Genomic DNA, 12,442 nt, shown 5'->3' with positions numbered 1-12,442 from the left:
TTTTTTATTTATTTTCTTTCCATTCATTTCTCATTTACTGCTTTTCCCAGATGACGGGTCAGTAAATCAATCAGCCATGTCCTTTCTTCTGCCGACAATTTATCCTGTTTTACAAGAACATTTTCATTCGACAGATTCCTGATGCAGATGTAATTTCCATAGATTTCCCAATCCTTATAAAGTGTCCATGCAGTATTTCCTTCTGAAACTTCTGATTTTAAAAGAATTCCATCTTCACTGAAAGTATACTTCCGATAACCGGATTTTAGTTCTTTATCCATTGCTGTAACAGATTTCTTTAATACCGTCTTCTGCATCAGCTTGCTTCCTCCGCATATCATAAAAAGACTATATGCAGCCAGGAGTGAGCAAAGTACAACAAGCCTTGTATCGCTATTTGTTACTCTCCATATTATAATCAAAATACAAGCTACAATCAGAATTGAAAATTTTATTGCTTCCACTTTTCTTTTCTTTCGATACTCCTTCGAATTCAAAGCAATTTCAAGCAGCGCATCCCGCTCTTCTTTTCCGATTTCAATTTCACATTCTAACATCTCTGTTCCCCCATTTCTTTTTTTCTAAAAACATTGTAATGAACACTGCTTATTCTGTCAAACACTATCGGTTGTTATCTTTGCTGTTCTGCTTTTGCACGAAACTCTGACTCCTTTTGAAATTCCGGGAGCACTGCTGATACTAATCGGCACGATACCAACTTCTATAGAAAATGCCTCATAGACGCATAAAATGTCTATGAGGCATTATAACTTTACTCGGCAAATATCTGCTCAATTATTTTATCAAACTCTAATGTGTGATATCTTCTTTTTAATGAATCGAGATTGTAAAGTGCCTGACCATTTATCAGTCCATTACAAGTATCATTATCATCTCCTTTATTTTTTGCTACAGCTCCCGAAAATTCCAAATCATCTGTATCAGAAAGCCATAAGGATGTCAGAAATCCTTCACACTGAATTCCAGGCATTGTATATCCATACATTCTTTGTGGCATAGATAAACCGTGCTGCATTCCTAATGTTACAATTTTTCCCAATATAGCCAGTTTTTTATTCCCGCTATACTCTGCAATTCGCATTAAATCTGGTACGAATTCTACAAATTCATCGTCCACATAGCTACATCCCGGAATAACATCACACCCTGCCCAGCCAGTTGTTCCAAAATCATTCTTTCCAAGAAGTGTATTTTCATCAAACGGAATATCCCAAAGATAAGTCCATGATGCAAGAATCTGTGCTGCCGATTTTGCGCCATACACATATCGTTCTTTTTTGGTAGTTTCATATGCCAACAACAATGTCCGCATATTATACATTACTCCAACAGCATCTATCTTTACAGACTTTTTATGTGTTGTATCATTTAATCCTCCCAGATATAAAACATCTTCTACATAATGTTCCATAATAAAATCAGCAGCTTTACACAATGCACTTCTATATTTCTCATTACCGGTGTATTCATGTACTAATGCTAATACTTCTCCCGGAAAAATTGTTCCTGACCCCTGCTCTATCACATTACTTCCAAACCATTCTTCCGGATATGTCATTGGAGTACCTTCCATCGTATATGCCCGATACCAGGAGCCATCTGTATTCTGAATTTCAATCATTTTATCACAAAATGCAACCACTACATCCAGCCAGTCTTTATGTAATGTTCCATTTTCCTTTTCCTCAAGAAAACAGAGCATTAAATAATACATAGCCTCCGTCATAGTCCGGCAATAATTTCCTTTTGTTCCTTTTAATTTTTCTGCAATTCCCATCATTGCACCTACGACCTGATTGCCCAGAAATTTTTCTAATTCTTCCCTGTTTTCCGAATACTGAAATGGCATTAATACGCCAGTCCACCAATAAACAAATTCTTCTTTTTCTACACTGTACATCGCATTCGGCAAACCACTTTCTGCAATACAGTGTTCCACAAAAAATTGTATTGTTTTTAATGCCCTTTCCCTATATTCTTCCTTTCCTGTTTCTTCTGCAGCCCGAAGCATTTCATAGCAAACCATAGTCTGATTTCCGGAAAATCCATATTCCAGTACGTTCTGATTTCCATAATTTTCTCTCGGCGAGAAATGACACACATAACCACAAGGATGATTTTTCTTTTCCGGAAAATCTCTAAAACTATTGTGTAATAAGTCTCTTCTGTATGGTATTGTTTCTTCTAAACTAAATGGATGCCTGATATCATCATTAAGAATTCGTTCCATCTGAAATACGCTCGTCTTCCACGATGCTTCTGTCAGATTTTCAGCTTCTCCAAACTGCAGGATATATGAAACTTCCAATTCTTCTCCCTGTTTTATCTTTCGATATGCAGCCCACTCCGATCCATCTACATTTAAGCAAAATGAATTTCTTTCATAAAATGGATAATCACAACGTAACAAAAATTCTTCCATTCTATTTGCAGACGGTGCAATTCCCAGGGATCCAATATCTGTATTATGAACAAAATGCCTTTCCGCTATCTGTTTTCTGGTTATTGTAGTATCCACCTTTGGAATATCTGCCCGAATTAGTGAAATAAATTGCTTGTCATTTTTTGCAAATCCTGTCACTGACAAATTTGGATTTCTATCATCCTTATAATCCTGCTCGAAAGTTCCAAGATAATCATCCTGTCCATTCTGGTCTGTATCATTCTTATTATAAAAAGCTCCCGGTATTACAAATTGATAATCGTCAAAATTTTTTGCATGTTTTGATTTACAATGGAATTCCGTAGATATCCGGATAGCAGTCTCTTTTTCTGCTGAAATGCAGGCCACCTTTCTGCTCAATTTTATATTATTTGTATTTTGTTCCCACATATCAGTAATATGAAATCTATTTTCTTTATTTACTTCTACGTCTGCTTCTGCAATATAAATGTTTTTTTCATTTCTTATTACATCATACTTTGCTTTCTTGTTTCTTTCCTTTAAAATCTGAATCTGAACCGGCCACGGTACTTCTATTTTTATTCCGTCCCTTTCTATTAAAACTTCATTTTTTTCTAATCCCACCGGAAATTTAAGTTCCATCACATCATCCCTTCCTTTCCACTAATTCGATACAAATTTGATTTTTTCTACCTGCTATAAGCTTTTCTTCCAGTTCAGCCTGATGTATCACAACAGAGGTACTATTTATCTGATTCTTCCATACTTCTCCATTTATGCTAAGTTCACCCAACTGATATTCTCCATAATCCAAATGTTTTCTGTTATAAAAAGAAACACATACTTCTTTTTCCGCAAATAATGTGTCTACTGTTAAAACTTCACCGGAATCATACTGCTCCTTTACTAGTTTTGGTTCAATTAATAAGTCTCCAAGTTGCCCACGTATGCCATATACCTGTGTCAGCATCAGAAAAATTGTCCAGCTTCCTGCACCAGTAACATAGGAATACATTCCCCTTCCTCTGCTACTGATATACTCCGGCACACCAGGATATATTTGTGCTATTTGTGTATTTGTAGAAAGTTCATAAATAGATTTTATAATCTGATAACCTTCCCTTGCATACCCTCTGCTATATAACGCATAAGCATACATAGTTGTCATATGGCTAAACATGCCACCATTTTCTTTTTCTCCATAAATAAGTGCAAATCCTCTTCCAAAATTCCAGGTATTATCTCCCAATGGTAACGTCAGCCTGATTCCTCCGGTATTTTTATCTGGAAGATAATTATTTACAGCATGGATTGTTTTTTGAACCTGTTCATCCGTTGCCGCCCCTGACATAATAGAAAAGGTCTGGGCTGTCAATCCAAATCGCAATTTTCCATCTCCAAGAATTCCATCAACTGCATTTCCATCATTGTTATAATAACCATTAAAAAAGCCTTCTTTTGATGATAATTCAATCCATTCATTTTCTCGGACCTGCTGCAATAATTGTTTTCCTTTCCAGCGCAACATATCTTTTAATTCTAAAACCGGTATTTTTTTCTTTTTCCCGCTTATTCCAAATCTTATGTGTTTATAATATTTCTTTAATACTTCCACTTCTTTTTGGGGTTCCTTTTCCTTTAATCCCTCAAGCAGTACTTCCATTTCTTCAAATACAGAAATCGTTTTTCGGTCTTCTTTCTCTATTTGAATCTCAAGTAAATCTGCTATATCACATATATTTTTTCCATAAAAAGCCGTAAATGGTATTGTTTCCCCTTTATCCGGAGCCATATCCAACTGATCATTCCAATCTCCATCTTCAAGCTTTATATTCCCGTGTTCTCCAATATTTAAGCTGCAAATTAGATTTTCTAAAAGTAAATGCTCTAATATTGTTCCGGTATAACATTCACCATCCTTTGTCTTTTGACTATTTCCATCTTCTTTTTTCCAATTTGTGTCAATCCTTTTCGCTCTTTCAATTTGTGCATCTTTCCAGTAAGACACTTCTTCATCTAAAATAGAAATATCTCCAGTTTGATTCATATATAACAACAATGTAAATAATGGCCAGACACCATGATCCATCCAAACTCTGGATATTTTGTTTCTGTCTGCCTGAAAATTGCCCTCACCGTCCAAAATAATAGTTGCATTACTTCCATCCAGTCTGACACCTTTCATGTTATGAACAAAAACACTTCGAACCCGCATTGGATTTTGTAATAATAATGTCAGATAATCCTGCCACAAATCTCTCCACCCGCGACCACCTCTTCCATAATCATGATATGGAAGAAATGAACAACCATATATTTTTCTTAAAACAGGCTGTATACTTACCCACCTTAACCAGCCATCAAACTTATCTGAATTGCCTTGAAATTTTATCTTGTCAGCTTCTCCATTCCAATGCTCTTCATTTTGTTTCCACGCAGCTTCAACCTTTTCTTTACTGTTATACTTTTCAAACTCCTTGTTAAAATTTTCTTTTTCAGTAATTCCAGCGCAGATAATATATTCTTTTTTTTCGCCTGGTGCTAACCGTACCTTTGCAAAACGCATTGCGCCAATGCATTCCATACCATCTTTCCGATATGTCATATCATGTTCTGGTATACTATTTTCTACTACTGTTCCAGGCCAGTCTAATGTTCCTCCCTTTCCAATAAACTCCTCTACTGTAGGGAACATTTCTACTGCTGCCTGCCCGCTTTCATCTGATCCATATACAAAATAACTTGTATCATTCGGTTCATGACCTCTTTCATCATGGTGTATCGTTGGCTTTACAACAATCCCGTTTTCTTCCAATGTTATCCTCTGCATCAGTGATGTTGCATGTCTATGATCTCTTAAATTATCTGCCGATCGTCCAAAAATAGGGAATGCCGCTGTTGGCACAAATTCCAGAATTTCTGACCCGTAATTTTCCAGAATAACCCTGTTAATTTCTACTACATCCTCATTTGCCGGACAAAACGTTGTAAAAATACAGTTTAATTTCAATTCAGGGATTGCATAATACAAGCTGTGATATAGCAAACCGCACTCTATTTTATTCCATTTTTCTTCATCTTTAAAGCAATGCTCCGCTCTCTGTCTTGCAGAATTTCCCACCACAGAAAATGCTCCCTGCTCTTTTGTATAAACCCAGAAATTTCTTCCAGAACGATTATTATGTAAGTCCTCTACTGAAACTGGCAGATACAAAAATTCATTTTGATTCTTTTTGGCATCTCCATTTAAGCAGGGTGTCACCGATGCTTTCATTCCAGCCTCATTGCATATAGGAAAATATAATTGATTTACTTCCCGGGCATTTTCACAAACAAAAGTCCCTTTTTTGTCAATAAAATTCCACTTAAATCCGTGTTCCATTCTTTACTCCTTTTTCTTAACCCTTAACCGCTCCTGCCGTTAATCCTCCTACAATATATCTTTGGAAAATTAGTGCTAATACCATTGGTACAACTGTAGCCAGCAATCCTGCAGTCATCATCATTCCATAATCAATTCCATACTTTGTTCCAAACTCTGATACCGCAACCGTTAATGTCTTCGAAGTTTTTGATGTAGTAAAAATTAATGCGTACAGAAATTCATCCCATGCCATAAGGAATGCAAGAACACCTACTGCAACATACCCCGGTAATGCTGTTGGCATAATAATTTTCCAAAACACCTGATTCCAACTACAACCATCTACCCGTCCTGCTTCTTCAAGTTCAAATGGAACCGATTTAAAATATCCGTTCAAGACCCAGATTACATAGGCAAGAACTGCATTTGTATTAATTAATATTAATGTTCCCAAATGATCCAGCAGCCCCATCCGGCTAATCATGATATAATACGGTATTACCAATGCAATTGGTGGTAGCAACTGAAAAAACATTACTCCAAATAACATTGGTTTTTTCATTCGAAAGCGTAATCTTGCAAACGCATAGGACGCCACTGCACCTAATACAAGACTAATTACTGTTGTTGTACCCGCAACAATGCAACTGTTTTTTATTGCCATTCGGAATACTTCAACTTGTTTTGTTGGATTTTTATCCCACAATAACATTTTGTATCGTTCCCAGGTAATTGATGTAGGCAGTATTTTGTCACTACTTAACAATTCATTTTCTGATATGATACTGGATATAAACATCCAGATAATTGGCAATAGCGTCCAAAGAACCAATAATATCACTGCCAAATATAATAATATCCTTCCTATTCTTCTCTTTACCGTTCGATTCATATCTTAATCCTCCGTTTTTCCTGCTTTCAGGTAAAGAAGGCTCAATAACAATATAACAACTGCTATAATTACGCATATTGCCGAACCTTTACCATAATGTAAGTAATCAAAGATTTCATGATACGCATAAAAGCTTACTACCTGTGTACTGTCATTTGGTCCACCTGACGTCAACGAATATACAATATCAAAAACTCGAATCGTCTGAATTGTACGCAAAACAAGAACCACTATATACATTGGCTTTAATGCAGGAAAATACACTACTTTAAATCTCTGCCATGCATTTGCCCCGTCTATAATTGATGCCTCCTTTGCATCATTAGACACGGTCTGAAGTCCTGCAAGCAGCATAATGATAACAAGTGGAAGCATCTTCCATGTATCTGATAATATAATCATATTAATTGCAAGCTTACCACTTCCAAGCCAGACTATATTTTCATCTATCAAATGTAATTTTAATAATACTTTATTCAAAATTCCTGCGTTCGCATTAAAAATCCATTTCCACAAATTTGCATTTACAATCGTTGGCACTGCCCATGGAATCAGAATAATTCCACGCACAAAGCCTCTTCCCTTAAAATTTTGATTCAGCAATAATGCTGTAAGTGTTCCCAATATAATCTGAATTATCACTGATACAACTGAAAAATATAAAGTAATTTTTAAAGAATTCCAAAATGCATGGGTACTCATAACTTCTGCATAATTCTTTAATCCAACAAATTTCGTTGCAAGACTACCTGGATTTACATCATTTAAGCTGAACCACAATGTAAACAAAACAGGAAATAATCCTAATCCCATGATAATCAGCATGGCAGGAGTAATCATCCCATAAGCAGTTCGTGCTTGTGATATACTTGATTTATTCTTCCTCTTCATATTCTTACCCTCATATTAAAAATGGCAGGCAGTTTACCTACCTGCCATTCTCTATTTAATTCACAAAACTTTCTGATACTTCTTCTGCCTGATTTAGTGCATCCTCTATTGAAGTTGAACCTGACAGCGCTGCCGAAAATAATGGTTGTACTGTATTAGACCACTCACTATAATCAGCAAGCTGAGGTCTTGGATGAGCTGTTGCAAACTGCGGATAAAACTTAGCCAGCTCTTCATGTTCAGTCACCAGATTCTCATCTTTATATAATGCATCAATTGTCGGCAGTACATTATAATTCTCATATGCATATTTCTGAATATCCTCACTAGTAAATAACTCAATATATTTATATGCATACTCCGGATATTTTGAGGTAGATAATACTCCGAAGCCACCGCCACCAGTTACTGAAGCACTTTCTGCTTTATCAGTTCCAGGCATTAAACATACATCTACATTTCCTGCAACAGTAGAATTTTCTGGATTATTTGCATATCCATACACATAAGCCCAATTCATAACAAATGCTGTATCTCCTGCCATGAATGGATCCAGGCAATCTCTGTCCGTGTAGGTAATTGATGCTGGATCTGCCCATCCATCCTGCATCGAATCATACATAAACTGTACTGCATTATTTGCACTTTCACTGTTGATGTCAAATGAGCCATCTTCTTTCTGCCATGTTCCGCCAAAACTGTAAATCATGGTTGTCAAATCACAAATCAAACCTTCTGCCTGGGATGCTCCCCACGCAATACCATACTTGCAAATGCCTTTATCCATCATATCCTGAGACATTTCTTTTAATTCATCCCATGTTTTTGGTGGCTCCTCATATCCAGCATCCGCTAACATCTGCTTATTATAAAACATCCATTTTCCACCATTTGCAAACGGAATTGCTTCTGTTTTTCCATTATAAATCATCTGATTTAACGAACTCTCAATCAAACTGTTTTTTACATCTTCATCCATATATTCACTTAAGTCTATGGTTACTCCCTTACTTTCAAATTCTGCAACCCATGGAATATCTACATAGCAAACATCCGCATCGCCTCCACCGGTCCATGTTGTAGTAATTTTTTCGTGTGTACTATCATAGGACTGACAAATCAGATTCACTTTTACACCATACATTTCTTCGTACTTCTTTCCAGCATACTCATAAAGTCCTTCTTCGTCGGTTGTACAAATAACGCTAATGCTTTCCGGTTTATCTCCGGCTTCTGTTCCTGCTACTTTGTTATTTTCTGTTTCAGAGTTACCACAAGCTGTAATTGATACTGCCATTGTCATACACAACAGTACTGCAACTAATCTCTTCATTCTTTTTCCTCCTTTTACACTAATACTTTTTTGTTCTTCTCCCCTGGCGCCTTTTACTTTATTCTCCTTGCTTTTTGTAGTTTAAATATAACGATTTTATATTCATGATTCAATTTCATTCTTGCTTTATTTTTGCACTATTTTGCGCGAGACATTTTTAATAAAAAAAAGACGAAATATACTAATCACATTTTGTATATTTCGTCTCCTTTATATACTACTATATTTTAAATTCTGGAATGATGATAACCCTCACAGTTTAATTCTTCATTTCCACTTATTTTACGGTATCTGCTTGGTCCCATAGAATATACTTCCTTAAACTTCCGGTTAAAATAGCTCAATCCCGAGAAACCAGATTCATATGCCACTTCACTGATGGGGAGTTTTGTGGAAAGCAATAATTTTTCTGCAGATTTTAATCGGATATGATTTAAATACTCTACAAATGTATAATCTGTTGCCTGTTTAAACACTCTGCAAAATGTATACATACTCATGCAACACAATTCTGCTACATTTTGTAACTCTATATGATTTTGATAATTTTCTTCTATGTAAGACAACGCAGGTCTGATTTTTTCCAAGGCTATCATAACTTCTGTCGCAGGTCTTCTGGCACAAATATAATCATTTCGCATAAAGTATACCATTAGTTCCATAATATACGCAGGTATCCGAATCTCATATCCCAAAATCTTCTTTTTATATTCTCCCTCTATTTTCCACATAATGGATTCTACTTTTTTACTTCTCAAATTAAAATGTCCAACTTTTCGAAATGGATCTAATAATATACTTGGAATGTGTTGATATTCCTTTGCCACAGAAAAATAGGGTAAAACAGGTTCCATTTGAAACTGTAACAACAATATTTTATGTCGCTTTGTAATTTTTTCCGTTTCATGTGGTTCTTCCCCAGAAATGACCGTGATGTCGCCTGGTCTTGAAATAATCTTCTCCCCACCAAATCTTACATATGCTTCACCCTCTAACTGGCACAAAATTTCCCATGAATGATGCCAGTGCATCGCACACCCCGCTAAAGTATAAATTCCTGCTGAGAACGGTAATTTTGCCTCTTCAATATAAAAAAGCTCCGAAGAGTGAAACTTATTTGCAGTTGATATGGGTTCTTTGATTTTTATAATTTCTTTCTTGTCTTCCATTTTTCTCCTGTTAATCTCTCCCATCCAAGCTATAATTTTTTTGTCAAATCCACCAATTTTTCTACTCTGTAATCTGCCTGCTGCTCTAACTCTCTTAATTTTTCGTTGGTTATGGCATCTTCCGGATGATACCAACAGGTTTTAAGTCCTGCAGCATGCCCTCCTGCAATATCTGCTGTCAGGGAATCACCTATCATCAGGCATTCTTCCGGTTCAATTCCAGGCAATTCTTCCATACATTTTTCAAAAAAACGAAGGCTCGGTTTCTCTACGCCAACCTTTTCCGAAACAAAGCAATGTGTAAAATATTTACGCATGCCGCCTCGTTCCAGGCGGTTTAGCTGCTGCTCATACGGTCCGTTGCTTGCTGCACAGAATATGTATTTTCCTGCTAAAGCTTCCAATGTTTCCAATGCACCGCTCACCGGCACTGCACTATTATGAAGATAGCTTCGGAACACATGCTCCATTGCCACACCATCGGCTTTTAATCCCAGCCGTTTTAATATAATCTGCCAGCGGACATAGGGAAGGTCTTCCCTTGATAATTCACCCTTTTCAATTTTGTCCCAGAGGATATGATTTTCTTTCTGAAAAACATCAAACATTTCCGGTTTGAATTCCATTCCAAAATCCGCAAATGCCTGTTTCATGGAATCTTCTGCTCCGGCATCAAAATCAAGCAGTGTATTATCAATATCCCAAAAAAGGACTTTTATATTCTGGATTTTATTCATCCTTTATTTCCTCATCATCCTAAGGTTTTATGCTATGCAAAATGCAATACATCTATCAACAGCAGCCAGACTAATCCATAATAGGTTACTACTGCTACCAGGTCATTAATTGTGGTAATCAATGGACCGGATGCCACTGCCGGATCAATCTTAATCTTATGAAAAAGCATTGGAATCAATGTTCCCACAAGGCTTGATATTACCATTGCTATCATCAGTGCAAGACCCACGCATCCTGAAATAATAAACGCATGAATCACCGGATTATTCTTTAACAGCCAGACATATAATCCGATAAAGGAAAATGCCAGTATCCCCAGAAAAAGTCCGTTCATAAATCCAACACGCATTTCCTTTCCTACCAGATGACGCTTCTGTTTTGATGTAAGATTTTCATCTACCAGTACACGAATGGTTACAGCCAGCGACTGTGTTCCGACATTTCCTGCCATGTCAAGTATCAGCGACTGGAAACACATGACAATTGGAATTACGGCTACAACGGTCTCAAAAATTCCAACTACAGAAGATACGCCCATGCCAAGTACCAGCAAGATAATCAGCCATGGCAGACGTTTCTTCATACTCTCTATCAGCGTTTCCTGTAAATCTTCTTCGGCGGTCAGACCTGCTAACTTTGCGTAGTCATCACCCATCTCATCATCCACAACTTCTACGATATCCTGAGATGTGATAACACCTAAGATTTCATCATTTTCATCCAGTACCGGAATGGAGTCCTCTGCATAGTCCTTCATTCGCTCAATACATTCACTAATCTGTTCATGATCACGCAAATACGGATAGGATGTGCTGATGATATCTTCCAGTGCATTATTTTCACGGGCAATGATTAAGTCCTTTAAATCGATGGCTCCATAGAATTTGCCTGCTTCATCAGTAACATAAACTGTCAAAATGTTATCATTTTCTCCCGCCTGACGAATCAGCTCCCGCATAGCCTGCCGGATGGTAAGATCATTCTTAATCACAATGAAGTTCGTAGTCATCTTGCTACCAATTTCGTCATCCTCATAGGACTGAATCATCTTAATGTCATGACTGGATTCTTCATCCAGCAACTCTACCAGCTGTGCCTGCTTGGAATCATCCAGTTCGTCTAAGACATCTACCGCATCATCGGAGTCCATGTAGGAAATAACCCGTGCCGCTTTATCCAGATCCAATTCATTCAGATATAAATCCGGGTCATCAATATAAGTAAAGATTTCCGCAACCTGTTCCGCTCCCAGAATTGGGTATAATCTCTTTCGTTCTTCTTCATCCAGACGCACAAATGCATCCGCAATATCATTTTCATGATAATCGGATAATTTATCCCGCAATTCCTCATTACTCTTTGTACTGCGGATTATCTCTATTAACTCTTCTACATAATTCTGCTCTTTTAATTTCTCGTCCACTGCTTCTGCCTCCTTATATCATTTTCCTGCGGCAGCAGTCCCGATGATACCCGCACAATTACAGGAAACACATATCGCATTTCCAGCGTAAAAAGAGCAATTGTCCTATATGGATTCTTACCTGAAATCCATGGCCAATTGCGCCAAAATCATCTTCTGTCTGCCACCGCAGATACTACTTCGCCCAGTACTATCGCAACTGTCCAT

At 37.0% G+C, this 12,442-nt stretch carries 9 protein-coding genes; all 9 read right to left on the bottom strand.

The window, feature by feature from the left end:
- Positions 1-23: 23 nt before the first annotated feature.
- The 9 genes from DWW33_RS12230 to mgtE all read right to left on the bottom strand — a co-directional run bounded on the left by DWW33_RS12230 (position 24) and on the right by mgtE (position 12,235).
- On the bottom strand, positions 24-557 hold the full coding sequence (locus tag DWW33_RS12230) for a hypothetical protein (RefSeq protein WP_118639615.1): 534 nt from the start codon (positions 555-557) through the stop codon (positions 24-26).
- Between the two features lie 215 nt (positions 558-772).
- A complete protein-coding gene (locus tag DWW33_RS12225) occupies positions 773-3,067 on the bottom strand; it encodes a hypothetical protein (protein ID WP_147404726.1) in 2,295 nt (764 codons plus the stop codon).
- A 4-nt stretch (positions 3,068-3,071) separates the two neighbouring features.
- Positions 3,072-5,807 carry a GH36-type glycosyl hydrolase domain-containing protein gene (locus tag DWW33_RS12220; RefSeq protein WP_118639613.1) on the bottom strand — a complete coding sequence of 912 codons (2,736 nt, stop codon included), beginning with the start codon at positions 5,805-5,807 and terminating at the stop codon, positions 3,072-3,074.
- 16 nt (positions 5,808-5,823) lie between these two features.
- Complete coding sequence (locus tag DWW33_RS12215) at positions 5,824-6,681, bottom strand: carbohydrate ABC transporter permease (protein WP_022243665.1); 858 nt, start codon at positions 6,679-6,681, stop codon at positions 5,824-5,826.
- 3 nt (positions 6,682-6,684) lie between these two features.
- Positions 6,685-7,572 (bottom strand): carbohydrate ABC transporter permease, encoded by an 888-nt coding sequence (locus DWW33_RS12210; protein WP_118173103.1) that lies wholly within the window; start codon positions 7,570-7,572, stop codon positions 6,685-6,687.
- A 55-nt stretch (positions 7,573-7,627) separates the two neighbouring features.
- Entirely contained in the window at positions 7,628-8,905 is a 1,278-nt protein-coding gene (locus DWW33_RS12205; protein ID WP_118173104.1) for an ABC transporter substrate-binding protein, read from the bottom strand.
- Positions 8,906-9,132: 227 nt separating this feature from the next.
- Positions 9,133-10,074 carry a helix-turn-helix domain-containing protein gene (locus tag DWW33_RS12200; RefSeq protein WP_158577492.1) on the bottom strand — a complete coding sequence of 314 codons (942 nt, stop codon included), beginning with the start codon at positions 10,072-10,074 and terminating at the stop codon, positions 9,133-9,135.
- Between the two features lie 29 nt (positions 10,075-10,103).
- Positions 10,104-10,811 (bottom strand): YjjG family noncanonical pyrimidine nucleotidase, encoded by a 708-nt coding sequence (locus DWW33_RS12195; protein ID WP_118639611.1) that lies wholly within the window; start codon positions 10,809-10,811, stop codon positions 10,104-10,106.
- Positions 10,812-10,843: 32 nt separating this feature from the next.
- Positions 10,844-12,235, bottom strand: coding sequence for a magnesium transporter (gene mgtE / locus DWW33_RS12190; RefSeq protein WP_117697221.1), 1,392 nt, complete (start codon positions 12,233-12,235; stop codon positions 10,844-10,846).
- Positions 12,236-12,442 lie beyond the last annotated feature (207 nt).

Source organism: Roseburia sp. AF15-21 (assembly GCF_003479505.1).
Lineage (GTDB): Bacteria > Bacillota > Clostridia > Lachnospirales > Lachnospiraceae > Roseburia_C > Roseburia_C amylophila.
This window is presented reverse-complemented; position numbering and strand designations above follow the sequence as displayed.

Excerpts from the sequence above, each read along its gene's own strand:
- DWW33_RS12230 (WP_118639615.1), bottom strand. The coding sequence starts at position 557 with ATGTTAGAATGTGAAATTGAAATCGGAAAAGAAGAGCGGGATGCGCTG.
- DWW33_RS12225 (WP_147404726.1), bottom strand. The coding sequence starts at position 3,067 with ATGGAACTTAAATTTCCGGTGGGATTAGAAAAAAATGAAGTTTTAATA.
- DWW33_RS12220 (WP_118639613.1), bottom strand. The coding sequence starts at position 5,807 with ATGGAACACGGATTTAAGTGGAATTTTATTGACAAAAAAGGGACTTTT.
- DWW33_RS12215 (WP_022243665.1), bottom strand. The coding sequence starts at position 6,681 with ATGAATCGAACGGTAAAGAGAAGAATAGGAAGGATATTATTATATTTG.
- DWW33_RS12210 (WP_118173103.1), bottom strand. The coding sequence starts at position 7,572 with ATGAAGAGGAAGAATAAATCAAGTATATCACAAGCACGAACTGCTTAT.
- DWW33_RS12205 (WP_118173104.1), bottom strand. The coding sequence starts at position 8,905 with ATGAAGAGATTAGTTGCAGTACTGTTGTGTATGACAATGGCAGTATCA.
- DWW33_RS12200 (WP_158577492.1), bottom strand. The coding sequence starts at position 10,074 with ATGGAAGACAAGAAAGAAATTATAAAAATCAAAGAACCCATATCAACT.
- DWW33_RS12195 (WP_118639611.1), bottom strand. The coding sequence starts at position 10,811 with ATGAATAAAATCCAGAATATAAAAGTCCTTTTTTGGGATATTGATAAT.